We start from the raw sequence: 19485 nt of genomic DNA on the forward strand, positions 1-19485 counted from the left end.
GATATGAACGAACGCCTGAGCGGCGTGGCCGAATTTGTGGACGTGGTCGACGCAGGCAGCTTCTCCGCCGCGGGCGCGCGCCTTGGCGTGACGCGCTCAGCGGTCGCGAAGACCGTCGCGCGGCTCGAACAGCGCCTGGGCGTGCGCCTGCTGCAGCGGACGACGCGCAGCTTGAGCCTCACCGACGAAGGCCATGCCTACTACGAGCAGTGCCGCCGCGTGCTGGGCGAGCTGAGCGCCGTGGAAGCCGCCTTCGATCACGGGCGGCGCGAGCCTTCGGGGCGCTTGCGGATCAGCGCGCCGGTGCTGTTCGGGCGCCAGTGCGTGGCGCCGGTGGTGCGGCGGCTCGTGGAGGCGCATCCGCGTCTGAACGTCGAACTCTCGTTCAGCGACCGCGTGGCCGATCTCGTCGAGGACGGCTTCGATCTGGCCGTGCGCATCGGCACGCTGCCCGACCACGGCACGCTCGTCGCACGCCGGCTTGGCGTGCAGCGCATGGGTATTTGCGCGTCGCCTGCGTATCTCGCGCAGCACGGCAAGCCCGCGGACGTCGCCGCCCTCGCCACGCACACTGGCATCGCGTATGGCCGCGCGGGGCAGAGCCCGGCGTGGCGCGTGCGCGGCCCCGGCGGCGAAGTCGAGGAGTGCCGGCTCGCGTCGCGGCTGTGCTTCGACGATCTGCTGGCGATCGCCGATGCGGCCGCGGCCGGCGCCGGTCTCGCGTGGCTGCCGTGCTGGCTCATGGGCCCGTATTTGAGCGACGGGCGGCTCGAACTCGTCATGGACAGCAAGAGCGTGATGGGCGACGAAGTCCACGTCGTGCGGCAGAAGACGCGGCACATGCCGTCGAAGGTGCGCGTGGCGGTGGATGCGCTCGTCGCCGATATTTCGCGCATGCTCGGCGCGCAACTGGACCACACGGACCCGATGGAGCCGATGGAGCCGATGGAGCCGACAGACCCCATCGACCTGAACGGAAATTGACGAAATTTCCTCGAGGTTTCCGTTACTTTGCCACCGGCATCGAGAATTCCGCACCCTTTTCAGTGCTTTCCGGCCAGCGCTGCATGATCGACTTCTGCTTCGTATAGAAGCGCACGCCTTCTTCGCCATACGCGTGCATGTCGCCAAAGAGGCTGCGCTTCCAGCCGCCGAAGCCGTGCCATGCCATCGGCACGGGAATCGGCACGTTGATGCCGACCATGCCCACTTCGATCTGGCGGCCGAACTCGCGCGCCACGTTGCCGTCGCTCGTGAAGCAGGCGACGCCGTTACCGAACTCGTGATCGTTGATCAGTTGCACGGCCTGCGCGAAGTCCTTTACACGCACGCAGGCGAGCACCGGTCCGAAGATTTCTTCCTTGTAGATGCGCATCTCGGGCGTGACGTTGTCGAACAGCGTGCCGCCGGTGAAGAAGCCTTCTTCGTGGCCCGGCACCTCGAGGCCGCGCCCGTCCACCACGAGCGTCGCGCCTTCTTCGACACCGCTCGCGATATAGCCTTCGATACGTTCGAGCGCCTGCTTCGTGACGATCGGGCCCATTTCGGCATCGGCTTCCATGCCATTCTTCACGATGAGATTACGCGCGCGCTCGGCGAGGCGCGGCACGATCTTGTCGGCCACATCGCCCACCAGCACGGCCACCGAGATCGCCATGCAGCGCTCGCCGGCCGACCCGTAGCCCGCGCCGATCAGTGCGTCCACGGTCTTGTCGAGGTCCGCGTCGGGCATCACGACCATGTGGTTCTTCGCGCCGCCGAGCGCCTGCACGCGCTTGCCGTGCTTCGCACCGGTCTCGTAGATATAGTTCGCGATCGGCGTGGAGCCCACGAAGCTCACGGCCTTTACGTCGCGATGGGCGAGGAGTGCGTCGACCACGATCTTGTCGCCTTGCACGACGTTGAACACGCCGTCGGGCAGGCCGGCTTCCTTGAGCAGGCGCGCCATGAAAAGCGAAGCCGAAGGGTCGCGCTCGCTAGGCTTGAGGACGAACGTGCAGCCGGCCGCGAGCGCCACCGGGAACATCCAGCACGGCACCATGCAGGGGAAGTTGAACGGCGTGATACCGGCCACTACGCCCAGCGGCTGGCGCACGGTCCAGTTGTCCATGCCCGTGGAAACCTGCTCGGTGTAATCGCCCTTGAGCAGTTGCGGAATGCCGCAGGCGAATTCGATCACGTCGATGCCGCGCGCCACTTCGCCCTGCGCGTCGGAAAAGACCTTGCCGTGCTCGGCCGTGATGATGGCCGCGAGTTCGTCCGCGTGACGATTCATCAGCTCGAGAAACCGCAGCATGACGCGCGCACGGCGAATGGGCGGCGTGTCGCGCCACGTCGGGAACGCGGCTTTCGCGCTCGCCACGGCGGCGTCCACGTCGGCAGCTTCGCCCAGCACGAGGCGACGCGCGGCGGCACCGGTCGCGGGGTTGAAGACCGCTTGCGTGCGGTCGCCCGCGCCGCGCACGGTCCTGCCGCCGATGAAGTGGACCACGTCTGCGGAATCGGTATAGGGCTGCATGTCATCTCCTCGTTCGGTGAGTGCGTGCCGCCAGTCTACGGAGGGTGCGGGGGCGAGGAAAGACGCCGGCGCTGAATTGATTGTTTTTAATCGTGAACAATCGATCGCGCAGTCTGTGAAAAGTGCGTGATCGGCATGCTAGTATCGGCGCCAGGATCAGGAGTTTTGGCGCGGACTTTTCATCGATGGATACACAGCGAGTCGAAGCACTCTGGACGCATTTGCACTGGCTCAATGTGCTGGCCACCCAGGGCAGCTATACGGCGGCGGCGGCGCGCCTCGGCGTGAGCAAGGCGGCTGTCAGCCAGCGCATCGCCGAACTGGAGCGCGTGGCGGGTGTTCCGCTTGTGCAGCGCACCACGCGCAGTGTCCGCTTCACGGAGGCGGGGCTGCGGCTCGTCGAGGACACGCGCGCGCAGTTCGACAGTATTGCCGCGAGTTTTGCGAGCGTGCGCGAGATGGCCGATGTCGCGCGCGGTACCGTGCGCGTCACCGCGCCCGTGGCCTTCGCGCGCCAGCAGCTGGTGCCGCGTCTCGCGCAGTTTTCGCGCGCGCATCCCGAAGTGCGCGTGCAGCTGGAGCTTTCCGACCGGCTCAGCTCGATTGCGACCGAAGGGTTCGATCTTGCGATCCGCCATAGCGCGCAGGTGCCGGAAACCCACGTGGCGTGGAAACTCTGCGACACGCGCTCGGTTATCGTCGCCACGCGGGCTTACCTCAAGCAGCGCGGCACGCCGCAAACGCCCGCCGATCTGGCGCAGCACGACTGTCTGTTCTATCCGCGCGCGCTGGGTGCGGGCGTGTGGTCGTTCGAGAAAGCCGGCCGCCGCGCGGAAGGCGCGCGCGAGACGGTGACGGTGAACGGGCCGTTCTCGGCGAACAACAGCGAAGCGTTGCGCGACGCGGCGCTGGAGCATCTCGGCGTCGCGCTGTTGCCCGATTTCAGCGCGCAGGCCGCGCTGCAGGCCGGCAAGCTCGTCGTGCTGCTGGCCAACTGGCGCCCCGTCGGCGCGTTCGCTTCGCAATTGCACGTCGTGCGGCCCTATGGGGCTCAGGTGCCGCGTGCGGTCAAGCACTTTGCGGAGTTCCTGCGGCAGACGTTCAAGGATGGCTTTCCGCTGGCGTGAATTGGGCACACAGCCACGGCGCCGCCTTCCCGATGCGCTTTCGATAGATTTTTGGTATCCACGGCGCCCGGTGCCGACGTTATCCTTGACCCAAAATGGAGGCAGACACATGGATCGGCGCGAAACACCTGTGGCGGATTGGGGGCGGCAATGGTACCTCGAAAGCGAATGCTCGCTGGAGGCATTCGTGAACCTGTTGCGCGACGACGGCAGCCCGTTGCATTACGCCTGCGATGTGAGGCAGCGCATTCCCGTGTACGACTGCGCGGCGCTCGAAGGCGTGCTTCACGACACGCCGCAGCGCGCACAGTTGCAGGCGGAATGGGCGCATGTGCTGCGCGACGGCGCCGGCGTGCTCGTGCTCGAGCGCGCTTACGCGAACACGCGGCCAGTGGACGATGCGACCGCCGTGTTCGAATCCATCATCCGGGCCGAGCGGGAGCAGGGCACGAGCGGCGCGGACCATTTTGCGAAGGCGGGCGCAAACGATCGCATCTGGAATGCGCAACAGAAGCTCTGCCTCGAAGCGCCCGCCGTGTTCGTCGACTACTTCGCGAACCTGCCGCTCATGGCTGTGTGCGAGGCGTGGCTCGGACCGTGTTATCAGATGACCTCGCAGGTCAACGTGGTGCGTCCGGGCGGCGCGGCGCAGGAAGCGCACCGCGACTATCACCTGGGATTCCAGACGATCGAGGAGGCGCAGCGTTTCCCGGCGCACGTGCATCGCGTCAGCGCTTTTCTTACGCTCCAGGGGGCGGTGGCGCACAGCGACATGCCGGTCGAGAGCGGGCCGACGAAACTCCTGCCGTACTCGCAACGCTACGCCGAGGGCTATCTTGCGTGGCGGCGAGCCGATTTCCGCGCGTATTTCGAGGCGCATTGCGTGCAGTTGCCGCTTGCCAGGGGCGACGCCCTGTTTTTCAATCCCGCGCTATTTCACGCGGCGGGCGCGAACCGCACAGCCGGCGTGCAGCGCATGGCGAACCTGTTGCAGGTTTCATCGGCTATGGGACGCGCGATGGAAGCGCTCGACCGCACGAGCATGTGCGAAGCGGTTTATCCCGTGCTGCGCGAGCGGCGTCGGAACGGCCTCGGCGATGCCGTCGACCTCGCGACAGCGGCGGTCATCGCGTCGTGTGCCGAGGGCTATCCGTTTCCCACGAATCTCGACCGCGACCCGCCCATGGGGGGGCTCGCGCCGGAAAGCCAGCAGGCCCTCATGCAGCGCGCGCTGCGCGAGGACTGGGAGCCGGGCAGATTCGCCGAGGCGTTGCGCGTGCAGGGCGCGCGACGCGACCCCGCGTCAGCGCGGCGATGACTTCGGCGTGCACGGGGCCTGTCTCGTGGCCGCTATCGACCACGAGACGGTGAGGCGAGGATATTCAGGATGACTATCGGCTACTATCGGCTCATCCTGAAGCTCACGGCTGCGCAAAGCGCGCTTCGTTCAGATCGGCAATCAGCGAGGGACCCGTCGGGCGCCAGCCGAGCCGCGCCTGAGTGAGCGCGCTCGAGGCGGGCATGTCCATGCCGACGAACATCCCCATCCATCCGAAATGCGCGGCCGCCTCTTCCGGAGAGATCGAAACGGCCGGCAGGCCGAGCCCGCGGCCCAGCGCCTCGGCGATCTCGCGGGTCGTCACGCCTTCCTCGCCGACCGCGTTGTAGCGCGCGCCCGGCTGAGCTTTTTCCACGGCAAGCCGATAAAGGCGCACGACGTCGGAGAGATGGCCGGCCGGCCAGCGGTTCTGGCCGTCGCCCACGTAGGCGCAAACGCCTTTCTCGCGCGCGATCGCAACGAGCGGCGTAATGAGGCCCTGCCGGAACGGGTTGTGGACCTGCGGCAGCCGCACCGCGCCCACGTTGAGCCCTTCTTCCAGCAGTGCCTGCCCGGCCAGCTCGGAGGCAATGCGCGGGTTGGGATGGTTCGTATTGAAGACGTCCTCGCTTGCCGGCTCGCCGTGCTGGCCACTGCCGATGCCCGTGCCGGACGTGATCAGCAACGGACGATCGGAGCCGGCGAGCGCGGCGCCGAGCGCTGCAATGGCGCGCTTGTCCTTTTCGCAGTTTTCGACGAAGCGCGAGAAGTCGTGATCGAAGGCCGCATGGATCACGGCGTCCGCTTGCTCCGCGCCGCTTCGCAGGCTTGCCGGCTCCTCCAGCGTGCCGCGATGCACGCGCGCGCCGGCCCTGGCGAGCGCCTGGGCGCCAGCTTCGGAACGGGTCATGCCGATCACCTCGTGACCGGCTTCGATGAGTTCCGTAACGAGCGCCGAGCCGATGAAGCCGGTCGCGCCGGTCAGAAAAATACGCATGGTCATCTCTCCTGGGTTATGACTGGCGTACTATCTCCAAATTCTCTATACCGTTAAAGTAGTGAGTTCATCCTATTAAGATGACTAACAGGCTTTCCATTCCGATCCATTCGGCGGGCTCGCTCGGCGACTTCCTGAGGCGCTGCCGCACGCGGCTCGACCCCGCGAGCTTTGGTTTCGGCGGCCGCAGGCGCACGCCGGGGTTGCGTCGCGAAGAAGTGGCGCAGCGGGCCAATATCAGTCCGACCTGGTACACGTGGCTCGAACAGGGGCGCGGCGGCGCGCCTTCGCCAGAGGTGCTCGAGCGCATCTGCAGCGCGCTGATGCTCACCGATCCGGAGCGCGAGCACCTCTTCATACTGGGGCTCGGGCGGCCGCCGGAACTGCGCTACAGACCCGTGGACGGGGTCAATCCACGGCTGCAACGCCTGCTCGACTCGATGCGCTTCAGCCCCGCCATCGTCAAGACGGCGACCTGGGAGGTCGTGGCCTGGAATCGCGCCGCAGCCATCGTGCTGACCGACTACGGCAAGCTGCCGCCCGGTCAGCGCAACATTCTGCGCTTCCTGTTCTGCAACCGGGACGTGCGCGCCAAGCAGCACGACTGGGACGGCGTGGCCCGCTTCGTGGTGGGCGCGTTCCGGGCCGACGTGGCGCGCGCGGGCCTCGTTTCAGCCGTGCGCGAACTCGTCGACGAGCTGTGCAGCGTCAGCCCCGAGTTCGACGCCCTGTGGCGCGAGAACGAAGTGCTCGCGCATGCGGAAGCGGACCATGTGAAGCGCCTGCACCATCCCGTGCTCGGCCTGATTGCGTTGGAGCAGTCGGCGTTTTCCGTCGATGGGCGGCCGGACCTGAACATGATCGTCTACAACCCGGTCGATGCCGGGCAGGCCGAGCGCATCAAGGCGCTGATCGAGCAGTCGTGACACTGCCGCGCCCATCCTGACCTCCCTCGTCTTTCTCTCCCATCGGAACACGCGAGGCTTTTCCTCGCTGCACCACAGCGGGCGCAAGGCTTGCGGGCAAGGGCCGTCCGTTGCTCGCTGCTGCAATGGCGGTTCGGCTTGCAGCCGCTCGGCGTGCGCGGCAGCGATCCGGCAACGTTCAACCTTGCCTATGCACTCGATTTCACCGATGCGCCGCGCACCGATGCTGCTGCGTTCACGATTGCCCAGGGCACTTGCTCACGCTTCGGATTTACTGCGGTTCAGGGCCCATGCCGCGCCGAGCGCGAAACCAACGGCGGCGGCGAGCCCGAGCGCCGTCATCGGCTTGTCGGCGACGTTGTCGCGCGTGGCGTCGGCGGCATCGTTCAAAGCCTGCTGGGACTTGCCGTATAGCATCTTTGCCTTGCCGGCCAGTCCCATGGCGGGGTCGCCCAGCATGCGGCCGGCCAGGTGCTGCGCTCCTCCCGCGACCTCGTTTGCGACGGCGTGTGCGTGTCTCGTGTCCATGATCGTGCTCCTGTGTGCTCAGGGTGGGTCATTGAATATGCGCGCTCCACTCGCGCAATCACGGTGGAGCAACACTAATGCCCGCCGCGCAGGAACACGCGATGCGGTTTTTCCAGGTATCCGACAGGGACGATTGCCGGATCATGGCCGCGTGCCCAATGCACTGGATAAATGAGGGCCCGGGGTTGGAACATCGGAAAAGTCTGGGAGGGAAACGACAATGCGCAGGAAATCTCGATCATTGCGAGCCATGGCCGATAAATGGCTCTTTTTGCGGCCGGACACACGAGTGCGCGTGACGCGTGTCGCGCAGGGCGCGAGGAAGCACCGGTCGTGCGTCTACGTGAGCGCGGTCGGCGCCGTGGGCGAATCGGGCATGTTCTTCTTCCGCCACGACGACGGCAGCTGGTACATCTTTCCGCCGGACGAAGCACGTCCAGCGCTCGGCGTCGACGGCCATGACGTTTGAGCGCCGAGGCAAGCCGCGACATGCCCGAGGCGCACTGGCGCACTGACGCCGCTCACGGGCCGAGCAGGCCCTGCGTTGGCAGCGACAGCTTGCCGTGATCGACGAAGCGCGTGCCGCCGCCAATGCCGCCCGCCAGGCGTCCGCGTATTTCGTAGGGAATGTTGCCCGCCTCTGCGCTGCCTGCAAAGGCGAAAGCCTGGCGCACGGCGGCGAATGCCGGCACTGTCAGCGGCACGACGATCACCGCTTCACCGTAGCGCGGCACGACGCCGCTTTGATCGCTCACGCCGCTGGCGAACGATTGGCCGTTCAGGTCCAGTTGCAGCGACACGCCGCTAAATTCGACAGGCGTGTCGTTGGGATTCTGGATGCGCAACTTTACGTTGAAGCGCATCTCCATGCCTGCACCCTGTAGCGGCTCGAGACCCGCCACGCTGACCCGCAGCGGCTCTCCCATTAACCCCGCGCAGCCGGCAAGCCAGAACAGCACACAAAGCAGGATGCAGAAAAGTCGCATTGAGCGCCTGGCGTCATGTGCTGGCATAGCAAGCCCCTCGTCCCGTAGAGTCCGCAGGTGCCGCTTAGTGTAGCGTTGATCCGTCGCGGGTTTCGCGTTGTGTGCCCGGTCGGTGTGGCCGACTATTGCCGGTCTCCCGGTTTCGATTCGCGTGCTCGAGCGGGACAAGTCGACCGAATCGATCTGGATTGCATGGATCCAGACCCAACCTGCGATACGATAGGTCCCCAACGCTTATGCGGCATCGTCTACCCGTGGTCGAAGATATTTTCAATTAGCTTTCGCTGACCGCGCACCGCCTCGCGCGTCCCGACTCTTTTCCTTTTGTTGCCCGGCCCGTTCTCATGCTCAGCGCCTTCGCTCTATTCGGGATCTTGATCGTATCTTGCCTGATGAGCGTCGCCATCCTCGGCTCGCTGATGCGAACCGCCGTACCGGGCGTGGGCCGCTGGTGTCTTGGCTATGCGCTGGTGGCCGCGGTTGCCACGTGGATCGTGCTCGCCGGCCCACAGCCTGGCCGGATCACGATCGTCGGGACGTCGGTCGCGACCTTGGGCGCGGTCGCGCTGCTCGTCCAGGGCACGCGCCAGTTCTTCGGCATGCGTGCCGTGTGGCGCACGGAATCCGTGGCGCTTGTCATGATGTGTGCCGCGCTGCTCTATTACACGTGGGTGTCGCCCCGTGTCGGCGCGAGAGGCGTGCTCGTTTCGCTGGGCCTCATCTATGGGCGGCTCGCGGTGGGTACGCTGGTGCTGCGGCACGCCTCGCGCGAGGGTACGCGCTACGCATGCCGGCTGATCGCCGTGGCCGCCGGGCTCGGTGCGCTCGTTTATGTCGCGCGGATCGGCGCGATCGTCTTCGGCGCCGTGCCGTCGCTTACGTTCGTGCAGCCGTCGCCCTGGAACGTGGCGCTGCTCGGGCTCGCCATCCTCACGCTGCCCTGCATGACGATCGGCATGGTGATGCTCGCTCACGACCGGATCCTTGTGCGCATGGAAAAGCTCGCGACGATCGACGAACTGACGGGCGCGCTCACGCGGCGCGCCTTCATTGCCAGGGCGCAGGTCCTGCTTGCGCAAGCGCGGGAGAAGGGCGATCCCCTGGCGATCGCGATACTCGACATCGATAACTTCAAGGCCGTCAACGACGGCTTCGGCCATGCGGTCGGCGATTGCATCCTGGCGCACGTTGCCTCGATCGTCACCGCGCAATTGAGGTCATGCGATCTGTTCGGACGGCTGGGCGGCGAAGAGTTCGCGATCCTCTTTGCATACGCGCAAAAGCACGACGCAGCGACGCTGACGAATACACTGCGGCTCGCTGTCGAACGTTCGTCCGCCGCAGGCGTGCGCTGCACGCTCAGCGCGGGCGTCGGCAGGTTCGCGGCGGCCGATACGCTGGAGAGCGCGATGGTGCGCGCCGACGCTGCGCTCTACGTCGCGAAGGCGGCGGGGCGCAATCGCGTCGTCTTGACATCGGATGCCGAAGAAGGCGAAGCCCGTTACCCTGCCGAATCGCGCTAAAGAAATGCTTGCCCGGCGAATTTATTCCAGGGAAAATTCGCGCTGACGAAAGCCGGCATCGACGCTGGCTTTGTGCGACCCGGCGCATCGTACCGGGCAGGTCAATCATTTCCCGGGCAATGGCGTCCGCAACGGTGGTCATGCCGGATAACTGCCCATGTTCAAGCACCTCTTCTCCGAACTCGCCCGAGTCTTCGTTTCTGCTGGGCGAAATCCCGACTTGTCCGCTCGGGTCGACTTCCCATGTTGTGCGTTGGACGACGCCGCCATCGAGAGGGAAAGCGCACTGTCCCGATTGCGTGACAGTGCGGGCATGCGTGCGGCCCGCTCGCGCCGCCGCGTCTGGAGGCTTCGCGAAGTTCGCCGCGATTTCCGCCACGAAGTTCGTCCGGGCCTCCGCCTCTAATGCGGCAATAGGCTTGCTTCCGGTCGAGCTTGGCTCGCGCGCATTGGCGGCGACGGGTTCGCATGCGGCTCGCGCTGGCAAGAGCAACTGAGTATTCAGGTAAGTCTTTAACTGCCGCTTGCAACTTCGGCCTTCAACTTCCTTTAGGGTCTTCCCTGCCATAGGTGTTTTCGCCGGTTTTTGAGGACTCGACGCGGGTATTCTGGACTGCTACCTTGCCGGGCGCAGGTGCACCCGCGGCGTCGATCACGCTTGCGGCGTGCGCCGCGGGGGAATGTCCGCGCCGCAACCATGCGGGCGGTGTCCATGTTTTGACCACCCTGATATCCAGAACCGAGGGGGATCCCATGAAAAAGTTGTTTGCAGCCGTGTCTATTGCCTTGATCGCCTCCACGGCCAGCGCCGCAGCCTTCGCGGCGGACACCATTCGCTTCGGTGTCGATGCGAGCTATCCGCCGTTTGAATCGAAAGCACCGGACGGCAAACTGGTCGGCTTCGACATCGATCTTGGCAACGAGATCTGCCACCGTCTGAATGCCAAATGCGTCTGGATCGAGAACGACTTCGACGGCATGATCCCGGCGCTGAAGGCGCGCAAGTTCGACGGCGTGCTTTCGTCGATGTCGATGACCCCGGCGCGCGAGGAGCAGATCGCGTTCTCTGACAAACTGTTCAATACGCCGACACGCCTTGTCGCCAAGACGGGCTCGGGCATCATGCCGACCGCCGAATCGCTCAAGGGCAAGCGCGTAGGCGTGGAACAGGGCACGATTCAGGAAGCCTACGCAAAGGCGCATTGGGCGACGGCCGGCGTAGAGGTCGTGCCTTACCAGAACCAGGACCAGGTCTATCAGGACCTGCTGGCCGGCCGCGTGGACGCCGCGCTGCAGGACGCCGTGCAGGCCGACGTGGGTTTCCTGAAGACGCCGCGTGGCAAGGGCTACAGCTTCGCTGGCGGCGACCTCGACGACCCGGCCACGCTCGGCAACGGCGCTGGCATCGGCCTGCGCAAGGAAGACACTGCGCTCAAGACGAAGATCGACGGCGCGATCGCCGGCATCATCAAGGACGGCACGTACAAGAAGATCGAGAAGAAGTACTTCGACTTCGACGTGTACGGCAAGTGATGTAATGCGTCCAGCGTGACGTGCGCACGGCGCGAGAGCGGACGCCCCGCTCTCGCGCCGCGTGTCCCGGAGCAGGCTACGCGGCCTCGCGCATCGCCTTCGCTCGAGATGAATCTTTTTTCGGCGGCGCTCCAAACATCCGCGTGTATTCGCGGCTGAACTGCGAGGCGCTCTCGTATCCCACTTCGAATGCGGCGGCCTGTACGCTCATCGACAGCGAGAGCAGCAGTCTGCGCGCTTCCAGCAGCCGCAACTGCTTCTGGTACTGAAGGGGCGGCAGCCCTGTCAGCGCCTTGAACTGCCGGTGGAATGCCGAAGCGCTGAGCTGGGCGGCTGCCGCCAGGTCTTCCACCCGCACGGGTTCGGCAAACCGCGCCCGCAAAATATCCACCGCGCGCAGCAGGCTGTGAGAAGGGCTTTCCGCCGACGCCAGCCGCGCGATTTCAGATCCGTTCGGACCGCTTAGCAACCAGTAGCCAATCTCGCGCATCAGCATGGGGTACAACATGCCGATGGCGCCGGGCGAGTCGAGCAGGCGCACGGCGCGCAGCGCGCAATCGGCGAGGGGGCCGTCGAAGTTCGCGACGAATACGCCGCGGCTTGCGTCTTCCGCCGGCACGGGCGCAGGCGACATCTCCTTCGCCACGGCGCGCAACATGGCCAGGTCCAGTTCGAGAATCAGCACCAGGCAAGGTTTGTCCGGGCTCGCCTCGAACACGCGGCCCCGCGACGGCGTTTGCACGCCGACCACGAGTGCTTGACCGGCCCGGTACTCCAGTTGCGCCCCGCCGAAACTGGCCCATTTGGCCCCCTGGGCGACGATGCATAAAGCCGGCCGCGCCGCGCGAAACGTGGGCGGCGCGGGGTGGTCGGAGCGCAGGATGAGCATCCCTTCGACAGCGGTGCTGTATGGGCTCGTGCCGGGCTGCGTTTGCGTGTAGCGCAGCAGGGCGGCGGCCAGTTCGTTCGTCATGTCGGCTCGATAAGGAACGCGCGATGGAAAGTGCGCGCCGACCCATCTTAGTCAGCGAAGCAGGATCAGGCAAGAATCGGGCAGGTTCGGGTATTCACTCACCGATGGCGTCGGGCGCAGAATCGACGCATTCCAACGCAGCGAGAGGTGCCAAATGGCAACGAACAACGGCAGTGAGTCGAGCCCGAAAATCGCGGTCATCACCGGAGGCAGCCGCGGGATTGGCCGCGACACGGTTCTGCGGCTCGCAAGCCGCGGCGTCCACCCGGTTTTCACTTACAACACCCATCGCGCCGAGGCAGAAAAGGTTTGTGCGGAGGTCGCGCAAGCGGGCGGCCGCGCGATCGCACTGCAACTGAACATCGCAAATTCAGGCGCGTTCGACGACTTCGTCGCGCGCCTGCGAGAAGCGCTTGGGACGCTGAATGCAAAGGGCTTCGACTATCTGGTGAACAACGCCGGCATCTCTTCGACGGCCACGCTCGCAGCCGGCACGGAAGCGGAGCTCGACGCGCAGTTCGCGGTGCATTTCAAGGGGCCGTTTCTGCTGACGCAAAAGCTGCTGCCGCTCATCCATGACGGCGGCCGGATTGTGAACCTCTCCTCGGGCCTTGCGCGGTTCGCGTTTCCGGGCCGCGCGATTTACGGCCCGATGAAGGCGGCGGTCGAAGCGCTCACGCGCTATATGGCGCTCGAACTCGCGCCGCGCCGGATCGCGGTCAACGTCGTGGCGCCGGGCGCCATTGCGACCGACTTCAGCGGCGGTATCGTGCGGGACAATCCGGAGGTCAACAAGGCGGTGGCGGAACATACCGCGCTGGGCCGCGCGGGATTGCCGACCGACGTGGGGCCCGTGATTGCGGGTCTACTGTCGGATGATTTTGGCTGGGTGAACGCGCAGCGCATCGAGGTGGCCGGCGGCATTTATATTTGATTTCGCGGGTCAGGGCGTGACGCTTTTGCCGGAGGCGTCGACTTCGATACCCCAGTCGCCCTGTTCGAGCCAGTCGTCGCCGAGCAGTTCGGCCGGATGCTGCGTGCGGCTCTGGCCGTTGCCGCATCGCATATCGCTGGCGCTGCAGTAGTGGTCGCAGCCCCAGCACAGGCGCTCGGGGTGCAGCGGGTGAATCGGAAACTTCTTTGCCAAGATGTCGTCCCTATGCGATGCAGGACAGAACGCAATATTGAGATTGTCGTCCTTCCGCGGCATGGTGGCAGATGGCTGAGTGTCGCGCCCAGGAAGCGCTGTGCAGGATAAAAGGTCGCGCCGCTCTCCCGGCGTGTTGTTGCCACAGGGTCATGCTATGGTCGTACGGCGTCCGGCCGGTCCGGTCGCCGCGCCTGGAAGCGCTGAACACAACGACCCGCGTGCTTCTCCATGACCCATTCGAGTGCTTTCCGGCCGAAGCGGCGCCGCGCATGGCCGCTGATTCTGTTGTGTGCCGTCGTCGTCGTGCTGGCCGCCATGGTGCTGGCAGGCTGGCTGACATTGCGCGGCAGCTTGCCGCAGCTGGACGGCGCGCGTGCCGCGCCGCTCCTGGCACCGGTGACGATCGGGCGTGACGCGCTTGGCGTGCCGACGGTGCAGGGCGGCACGCGTGGCGACGTTGCGTACGCGAGCGGCTTTCTTCACGCGCAGGACCGCTTCTTCCAGATGGATTTGCTGCGCCGGGTCGCGGCCGGCGAGATGGCGGCGCTCATCGGCCCGGCGGCGCTGCCGCTGGATCGCCGCGACCGGCCCTTACGTTTTCGCGAACACGCGCAGGCGGCGCTCGCCGCGCTCCCCGCCGACGAGCGGGAGCTGATCGAGCGCTACACGGCGGGCGTCAACGATGGTCTGCGCTCGCTTCGCGCGCGGCCGTTCGAATACTGGCTGTTGCGCGCGCAACCGGCGCCGTGGCGTCCTGAAGACACGGTGCTCGCCGTCTACGCGATGTACTTCGATCTGCAGTATGACCAGGTGAGGCGCGTGCTCTCGCGCGCGGCGCTGCGCGAGCGCGTGCCGGCCGATCTGCTTGCCTTCCTGCTCCCTGAGACGAGCCATTGGGACGCCCCACTCGACGGGCAGCGCGCATTGGCGCAGCCGCCGGCGGCGCTGCCCGCAGCGCCGCCATCATGGCTTCCGTCAATGCAGTCCGCCGCCGATGCCGAACCGGACGCCACCGTGCTGCTCGCCGGCCTGCCTGGCTTCGTGAGCGGCTTCGCGGGCGCCGCGAGCGCGGTCGATTCGAGTGTCGGCAGCAACGGTTTCGCGGTCGACGGCGCGCACAGCGCACACGGCAGCGCGCTGCTCGCGAGCGACATGCACCTCGGCCTCTCGCTGCCGAACATCTGGTACCGGATCTCGCTCGTCTATCCCGCGCCCGAAGGCGGCGAGCGACGTATCACGGGCGTCAGCCTGCCGGGTACGCCGTTTGTCGTGGCCGGCAGCAACGGCCATATCGCGTGGGGCTTCACGAACAGTTATGGGCGCTTCGTCGATCTGGTCGAACTTCAACGCGATCCGGCCGATCCGCCGCGCTACCGCGTCCCGAACGGCGGATGGGAGCGTGCGCAGGTAATCCACGAGCGGCTCGACGTGAACGGCGGCGCGAGCGTCGATTTGCCGGTCGTGCAAACGCGCTGGGGACCGCAGCTCGCGGTCGGCGAGCAGGCGTATGCGTTGCATTGGGTCGCGCAGGATCCGCAGGCGATCAACATGAACTTCATGCGGCTCGAAGGCATCACGAACGTCGCCGACGCGTTGCGCGCCGCGCAGACCTTCGGCATGCCGACTCAGAACTTCATGGTGGCCGATGCGCAAGGCCATATTGGCTGGACGCTTGCCGGGCCGCTGCCGCGCTTCGCCAATGCCGATCCAGACGGCGGGGCGGCCGCGCTCGCGGGCTTGCCGTACCGCTCCGGGACGTACACCGGCTGGCAAGGGTATCGGACATCCGATGCCTACCCGGTGCGCGTCGATCCGCCGTCCGGCCGCATCTGGACCGCGAACAACCGTACCTTGCCGCTGGAGGAGGTGGCGCAGATCGGCGACGCCGGCACGGATCTCGGCGCGCGCGCCACGCAGATTCGCAACGACCTGCTCGCGCTGCCGCATGCGAGCGAGCGCGACCTGCTCGCGGTGCAAACCGACGACCGCGCGTTCTGGATCGAGTACTGGCGACGCGTGGCGCTCGACGCGCTCGATGCGCACGCGCTCGACGGCCATCCTCGACGCGCCGAATGCCAGCGCCTCGTTCAAGCATGGGATGGCCGCGCCGATGTGAATGCCGTCGGGTACCGGCTGGTGCGCGCGTTCTACGATTCGCTCTACGAAGCATGGTTCGGTGTACTGGACGAGCAGATGGCTGCGATTGCGCCAAACCTCAGCTATCGAGCGGCAAACTCACGTTACGAAGCGACGATGGAGACGCTGGCCGACCATCGCGCGTGGATACCGGGCCGCTTCGCAGACTGGCGCGCGTTCATGCTGGACCGCATCGATCATTCGATCGCCCAGTTGTCCAGGGGCACGAAGCTCGAGGAGGCGAGCTGGGGCGAACGCAACCGCTCGGCGATCGCGCATCCGTTCGCGCGGATGGTGCCGGCGTGGCTGCCGTGGGTTCGCGCCTGGCTCAGCGCGCCGCGCGACCCGCTACCGGGCGACGTCAACATGCCGCGCGTGCAGGCGCCGGCGTTCGGCGCGTCCGAGCGTTTCGCGGTGTCGCCGGGGCGCGAGCAGGACGGCATCTTCGAGATGCCGGGTGGTCAGTCGGGCAATCCGATGTCGCCGTATTTCCTCGCGGGGCATGAAACGTGGGTGCATGGCGGCGCGGCGCCGTTCCTGCCGGGTCCGGCGGTGCATACGCTGAGGCTCGTGCCGGCCGCCTATGGCCTCGTTCGGTAGTGCCGCCATAGCTTCATGATCGTCATATAGGCAAGCACTGCCGCGATCAGTTCGATAGTTAGCCATACCACGAAATACAAATCTTCGGGGTCACGGATACCTAGCGCCCGCGAAGTGTACAACCACGCGCGCATCTCGCTTTCTGTCCACTCATAGGGATACGGGTGGACATAGCGAGTCGAAAGAGCGAACAGACCGAAAAACAGCGCAACCTTGAAAGCCCTACGGGCAAGTGTTGCCATACGTGATGACCTCAATTGTTCCATATGCATGAAGCCCCGAATTTCTGGCGGGGATTTTCCCGGTGTGCAGAAGTGCCGTGCGGATTCTCAGGAAATCGACACGGCTCGCCAGCGTGATGCAGCCGAGTGAGATGCCGTGGCCACTTGCCGGATGCAACCGGAACTGCCCTCGCTTGACACCATTAACCCACGCTGCATCATCGATCGCCCCATCATCCCGATACAAGCCGAACCATTCACCGTGATTCGACGGATGACCAAAAGCGGCATTCCACTCATCTTTTGCCCATGCAAGCGCCTGAGACCCGATGCCGCCCGTGGGACGGTCTACGATCCAATATTTACCGGCAGGTAATCAACTGTGCTGCCGAGAAGGTGTAGGGCTGGCTGAAATCGAGCGCCTGCTAGCGCTGCAGGGCGATGGTGACCTGGTTGACGATGCGTCGAACTTGCCGGCTTGCAGTCTGGCGAGAATGCGGGCGGCTGCGCCCATGTGCGAAGATGGCAATCGGGAATATGGTTGAATTATCAACTTTGATTCGCCGGCATGCTGTTCGCCTCGCGCGGTGCGCGCTGCTTGCCCAGCCATTTGGCGAGATCGGCGGCGGACATCGCTTTCGAGTAGTACCAGCCTTGGCCATACTGGACCCCCTTGCTGCGCAGCCACGCCACCTGAGCGTCCGTCTCCACACCCTCGGCGACGATCTCCAGACCCAATTCATGGGCCATCGAAATGATGTGCGGCGCGACCACGCTCGAGGCGGTATCCTGGACAATCGTATCGACGAACGACTTGTCGATCTTCAGCACATCGATCTCGAAGGTTTGCAGATACGACAGGCTCGAATAGCCGGTTCCGAAGTCGTCGATATAGATGGGATGGCCCGCGGCCCGGAACGCCGCGATGACGCTGCGCGTGGCCTCTGCGTTCATGAAACTGCGTTCCGTTGCCTCGATGCGGATTTGCGCGGGTGCGATGCCGGTTCCTTCGAGCGACGCGCCAAGCCGGTTCAGGAAGCGCAAGCTCTGCAGATCCTCGGCGCCCACGTTGATCGAGACATAAAACGCGGGGTTCGCCGTGAGCAGCTTCCCTAGCTGCGCGATGGTCTTTTCGAGCACGAGATCGGTCAGAGGCTGAATGAGATGATTGTCTTCGGCCACGCGCACGAAGACCTCGGGCGAGATGGCCCGCTCGTTGAGCGTCCACCGCACCAGCGCTTCGGCGCCCGTACACTGGTTGTCCTCGAGCCTCACGATGGGCTGGAAAACCACGTCGATCTTGCGCCGGGAAATGGCCCACTGCAGCGTTGAAGGGAACGAGAGCTGCCGCGAAACGCGCTTGTATGCGAGCCAGCCGAGCGCGGCGCCCGCGAACACGCCGATGGTCAGCCACGCGGCGAGCAGTTTGGGCCAGTCGCCCGCCACGCTGCTGCGCGGCGACTTCACCACGACGCCGAGCGGGCGTGTCGACGATCGCGCGACAGCGTAATTCCAGTCATCGCTGTTCACGTTGCCGCTGCGCTTCCATGCATCGAGCATGTCGTCCGGATCCGCGCCGGCCGAGACGGCGAGGAGTCTTCCCGTCGTAATCTGGATCACGGCGATCGGGCGCCTCGCCGGATCGACGAGATCGACATAGGAGCCCGGGTCGATGGAGACGTAGCGGCCATTGCGGCCAATCTGAATATCCTTGCGCACGTCGCTTAGCGGGCTCTTCTGCTGGAACCACACCAGGTAGCCGTCGTTGCTGCGATAGTCGGGCGGCGGCAGGGCGAAATTGTTGTTGCGCACATCGCCAAGCAGCGGAGAGCAGAGATAGTGCCCCTCGGTGTATGCGCCGGCGTCCTGAACATAGCGATAGTTGTAGACGACACGCGCGGCCAGTTCCAGGTTGGACGGCGAACAGGGCGCGCCCGGTTCCCGGTCCAGGTCGGAAAGCGCGGCAAAGGCCTGGTAGGTGACGAGGTCCGTGCGCATGACCGCCTTTTCGGCGAACTCCCTTAGCTCGGCGCGATCGCGTCGCTGGACGTCTTTGTCCGCGACGTAGAGACTCGTGAAAACGGGGACGAGGGTGGCGAGGCACCCGAGTGCGACCGAAGCCGAAATCAGCGTGATGCGCTTGATCATTTCGCACCCGGGGATGGAACGTTAGGCAACGAACCAGAGACCGAACGCTCACGTGCGGTGGCGCTTCCGATGCCCGGGAGCCCGAACACCAGACCAAAGCATACACTTTGGCGCTTCGTTTTCAACGGGTAAACGCGTTGGCAGCGCTTCCCCCGGCGCAGCCGCGGCTGTCTTGCCGGTAGGACCATGGTCTGATTGTCCGCGTCCCGCGCGGCCGCCATGATCTGCACGTGTTGCTCGCCAGGTTTGCTGCTTAGGGGAGTATGAATGGGGACGCTGTCCAACTTCGCGAAGCGCGCGTGGCTTGCGGCCGTGGTGGCGCTCGTGGCCGGCTGCGCCCAGCCGTGGCAAAGCGTCGAGCCCGGCGCCGACCAGTCCGCATTGATCGCGCGTCTCGGGCCGCCGCGCGAAACCTACAACCTGCCGGACGGCGGCAAACGGCTCATGTGGCCGACCCAGCCAATGGGGTCGACGAACACCGTTGCCGACGTCGACGCGAACGGCAAGGTCGTGAGCGTGCGTCAGGTCTTGCAGGAGAGCGAGTTCTATCGCGCGAAAGTCAACGAGTGGACACGTAATGATGTCCTGATCAATTTCGGCCGGCCCGCGGAGACGGCCTACTTTTCGCGCATGCAGCGGGAAGTCTGGTCCTACCGCTACATCGAGAACAATATCGACTACATGATGTTCCACTTCTACTTCGACGATCAGGGCGTCTTGCGGCTTACGCAGAAGACGACTGATCCATTGCGCGACCGGAACCTGAGGCGCGGCTTCTAGACCAGGTTCCGTTCAGAGGCC

At 65.4% G+C, this 19485-nt stretch carries 19 protein-coding genes and 1 pseudogene; 11 read left to right on the top strand and 9 right to left on the bottom strand.

All coding sequences use genetic code 11. The features are described from left to right. Positions 1-3: 3 nt before the first annotated feature. Entirely contained in the window at positions 4-984 is a 981-nt protein-coding gene (locus C7411_RS30590; RefSeq protein WP_110387711.1) for a LysR family transcriptional regulator, read from the top strand. A 22-nt stretch (positions 985-1006) separates the two neighbouring features. Here the strand turns inward: C7411_RS30590 and C7411_RS30595 are convergent, their stop codons facing one another. Beyond that, entirely contained in the window at positions 1007-2518 is a 1512-nt protein-coding gene (locus C7411_RS30595) for a CoA-acylating methylmalonate-semialdehyde dehydrogenase (protein ID WP_110387712.1), read from the bottom strand. A gap of 185 nt (positions 2519-2703) precedes the next feature. Between C7411_RS30595 and C7411_RS30600 the strand changes: the two genes are divergently transcribed. Together C7411_RS30600 and C7411_RS30605 are read left to right on the top strand one after the other, a co-directional pair. Further along, positions 2704-3645, top strand: a complete 942-nt coding sequence (locus tag C7411_RS30600; protein ID WP_110387713.1) for a LysR family transcriptional regulator — start codon at positions 2704-2706, stop codon at positions 3643-3645. A 109-nt stretch (positions 3646-3754) separates the two neighbouring features. Further along, the gene (locus C7411_RS30605; RefSeq protein ID WP_110387714.1) at positions 3755-4963 is read left to right on the top strand and encodes a phytanoyl-CoA dioxygenase family protein; all 1209 of its coding nucleotides are present in this window, start codon (positions 3755-3757) and stop codon (positions 4961-4963) included. Positions 4964-5066: 103 nt separating this feature from the next. Here the strand turns inward: C7411_RS30605 and C7411_RS30610 are convergent, their stop codons facing one another. After that, positions 5067-5960, bottom strand: a complete 894-nt coding sequence (locus C7411_RS30610) for an SDR family oxidoreductase (RefSeq protein WP_110387715.1) — start codon at positions 5958-5960, stop codon at positions 5067-5069. Positions 5961-6040: 80 nt separating this feature from the next. Between C7411_RS30610 and C7411_RS30615 the strand changes: the two genes are divergently transcribed. Then, entirely contained in the window at positions 6041-6886 is an 846-nt protein-coding gene (locus C7411_RS30615; RefSeq protein ID WP_110387716.1) for a helix-turn-helix transcriptional regulator, read from the top strand. 258 nt (positions 6887-7144) lie between these two features. Here C7411_RS30615 and C7411_RS30620 read toward each other — a convergent pair whose 3' ends face one another. After that, entirely contained in the window at positions 7145-7414 is a 270-nt protein-coding gene (locus C7411_RS30620) for a CsbD family protein (protein WP_110387717.1), read from the bottom strand. 295 nt (positions 7415-7709) lie between these two features. Between C7411_RS30620 and C7411_RS37675 the strand changes: the two genes are divergently transcribed. Continuing rightward, a complete protein-coding gene (locus C7411_RS37675) occupies positions 7710-7883 on the top strand; it encodes a hypothetical protein (protein ID WP_165822921.1) in 174 nt (57 codons plus the stop codon). A gap of 52 nt (positions 7884-7935) precedes the next feature. Here the strand turns inward: C7411_RS37675 and C7411_RS30630 are convergent, their stop codons facing one another. Next, on the bottom strand, positions 7936-8400 hold the full coding sequence (locus tag C7411_RS30630) for an LEA/WHy family protein (RefSeq protein WP_243413405.1): 465 nt from the start codon (positions 8398-8400) through the stop codon (positions 7936-7938). A gap of 392 nt (positions 8401-8792) precedes the next feature. Here C7411_RS30630 and C7411_RS30635 point away from each other — a divergent pair, with 392 nt between their 5' ends. The 3 genes from C7411_RS30635 (at position 8793) to C7411_RS30640 (ending at position 11456) form a co-directional block, all read left to right on the top strand. After that, on the top strand, positions 8793-9923 hold the full coding sequence (locus tag C7411_RS30635) for a GGDEF domain-containing protein (RefSeq protein WP_243413406.1): 1131 nt from the start codon (positions 8793-8795) through the stop codon (positions 9921-9923). Positions 9924-10080: 157 nt separating this feature from the next. Further along, positions 10081-10329 carry a hypothetical protein gene (locus C7411_RS37170; RefSeq protein ID WP_133253726.1) on the top strand — a complete coding sequence of 83 codons (249 nt, stop codon included), beginning with the start codon at positions 10081-10083 and terminating at the stop codon, positions 10327-10329. A 347-nt stretch (positions 10330-10676) separates the two neighbouring features. Further along, a complete protein-coding gene (locus tag C7411_RS30640) occupies positions 10677-11456 on the top strand; it encodes an ABC transporter substrate-binding protein (protein ID WP_110387721.1) in 780 nt (259 codons plus the stop codon). A 76-nt stretch (positions 11457-11532) separates the two neighbouring features. Here C7411_RS30640 and C7411_RS30645 read toward each other — a convergent pair whose 3' ends face one another. Next, positions 11533-12429: an AraC family transcriptional regulator gene (locus tag C7411_RS30645; protein WP_110387722.1), complete on the bottom strand. Its 897-nt coding sequence runs from the start codon at positions 12427-12429 to the stop codon at positions 11533-11535. 154 nt (positions 12430-12583) lie between these two features. Here C7411_RS30645 and C7411_RS30650 point away from each other — a divergent pair, with 154 nt between their 5' ends. Beyond that, entirely contained in the window at positions 12584-13363 is a 780-nt protein-coding gene (locus C7411_RS30650) for an SDR family NAD(P)-dependent oxidoreductase (protein ID WP_110387723.1), read from the top strand. Between the two features lie 9 nt (positions 13364-13372). Here C7411_RS30650 and C7411_RS30655 read toward each other — a convergent pair whose 3' ends face one another. Then, positions 13373-13576: a DUF3079 domain-containing protein gene (locus C7411_RS30655; RefSeq protein ID WP_110387778.1), complete on the bottom strand. Its 204-nt coding sequence runs from the start codon at positions 13574-13576 to the stop codon at positions 13373-13375. 231 nt (positions 13577-13807) lie between these two features. On the opposite strand from C7411_RS30655, the gene C7411_RS30660 reads away from it, so the two are divergent. Continuing rightward, a complete protein-coding gene (locus tag C7411_RS30660; protein WP_110387724.1) occupies positions 13808-16315 on the top strand; it encodes a penicillin acylase family protein in 2508 nt (835 codons plus the stop codon). On the opposite strand, the gene C7411_RS38475 is transcribed toward C7411_RS30660, so the two are convergent. The 3 genes and pseudogenes from C7411_RS38475 to C7411_RS30675 form a co-directional block, all read right to left on the bottom strand. Beyond that, a complete protein-coding gene (locus C7411_RS38475) occupies positions 16297-16557 on the bottom strand; it encodes a hypothetical protein (protein ID WP_110387725.1) in 261 nt (86 codons plus the stop codon). The two genes, C7411_RS30660 and C7411_RS38475, sit on opposite strands and share 19 nt — an antisense overlap. Continuing rightward, positions 16538-16912, bottom strand: a pseudogene (locus tag C7411_RS30670) (DUF2778 domain-containing protein); the annotation flags it as partial. The pseudogene C7411_RS30670 and the gene C7411_RS38475, both read right to left, overlap by 20 nt. Before the next feature lie 173 nt (positions 16913-17085). Then, positions 17086-18684: an EAL domain-containing protein gene (locus tag C7411_RS30675; RefSeq protein ID WP_110387727.1), complete on the bottom strand. Its 1599-nt coding sequence runs from the start codon at positions 18682-18684 to the stop codon at positions 17086-17088. Positions 18685-18951: 267 nt separating this feature from the next. Here C7411_RS30675 and C7411_RS30680 point away from each other — a divergent pair, with 267 nt between their 5' ends. Beyond that, positions 18952-19464: a hypothetical protein gene (locus C7411_RS30680; protein WP_110387728.1), complete on the top strand. Its 513-nt coding sequence runs from the start codon at positions 18952-18954 to the stop codon at positions 19462-19464. Positions 19465-19485 lie beyond the last annotated feature (21 nt).

The organism is Paraburkholderia silvatlantica, from assembly GCF_003096715.1.
Lineage (GTDB): Bacteria > Pseudomonadota > Gammaproteobacteria > Burkholderiales > Burkholderiaceae > Paraburkholderia > Paraburkholderia silvatlantica.

Bases quoted from the DNA above. Each gene is read 5' to 3' on its own strand.
- C7411_RS30590 (WP_110387711.1), top strand. From the start codon at position 4: ATGAACGAACGCCTGAGCGGCGTGGCCGAATTTGTGGACGTGGTCGAC.
- C7411_RS30595 (WP_110387712.1), bottom strand. From the start codon at position 2,518: ATGCAGCCCTATACCGATTCCGCAGACGTGGTCCACTTCATCGGCGGC.
- C7411_RS30600 (WP_110387713.1), top strand. From the start codon at position 2,704: ATGGATACACAGCGAGTCGAAGCACTCTGGACGCATTTGCACTGGCTC.
- C7411_RS30605 (WP_110387714.1), top strand. From the start codon at position 3,755: ATGGATCGGCGCGAAACACCTGTGGCGGATTGGGGGCGGCAATGGTAC.
- C7411_RS30610 (WP_110387715.1), bottom strand. From the start codon at position 5,960: ATGCGTATTTTTCTGACCGGCGCGACCGGCTTCATCGGCTCGGCGCTC.
- C7411_RS30615 (WP_110387716.1), top strand. From the start codon at position 6,041: ATGACTAACAGGCTTTCCATTCCGATCCATTCGGCGGGCTCGCTCGGC.
- C7411_RS30620 (WP_110387717.1), bottom strand. From the start codon at position 7,414: ATGGACACGAGACACGCACACGCCGTCGCAAACGAGGTCGCGGGAGGA.
- C7411_RS30630 (WP_243413405.1), bottom strand. From the start codon at position 8,400: ATGCGACTTTTCTGCATCCTGCTTTGTGTGCTGTTCTGGCTTGCCGGC.
- C7411_RS30635 (WP_243413406.1), top strand. From the start codon at position 8,793: ATGAGCGTCGCCATCCTCGGCTCGCTGATGCGAACCGCCGTACCGGGC.
- C7411_RS37170 (WP_133253726.1), top strand. From the start codon at position 10,081: ATGTTCAAGCACCTCTTCTCCGAACTCGCCCGAGTCTTCGTTTCTGCT.
- C7411_RS30640 (WP_110387721.1), top strand. From the start codon at position 10,677: ATGAAAAAGTTGTTTGCAGCCGTGTCTATTGCCTTGATCGCCTCCACG.
- C7411_RS30645 (WP_110387722.1), bottom strand. From the start codon at position 12,429: ATGACGAACGAACTGGCCGCCGCCCTGCTGCGCTACACGCAAACGCAG.
- C7411_RS30650 (WP_110387723.1), top strand. From the start codon at position 12,584: ATGGCAACGAACAACGGCAGTGAGTCGAGCCCGAAAATCGCGGTCATC.
- C7411_RS30660 (WP_110387724.1), top strand. From the start codon at position 13,808: ATGACCCATTCGAGTGCTTTCCGGCCGAAGCGGCGCCGCGCATGGCCG.
- C7411_RS38475 (WP_110387725.1), bottom strand. From the start codon at position 16,557: ATGGCAACACTTGCCCGTAGGGCTTTCAAGGTTGCGCTGTTTTTCGGT.
- C7411_RS30675 (WP_110387727.1), bottom strand. From the start codon at position 18,684: ATGATCAAGCGCATCACGCTGATTTCGGCTTCGGTCGCACTCGGGTGC.
- C7411_RS30680 (WP_110387728.1), top strand. From the start codon at position 18,952: ATGGGGACGCTGTCCAACTTCGCGAAGCGCGCGTGGCTTGCGGCCGTG.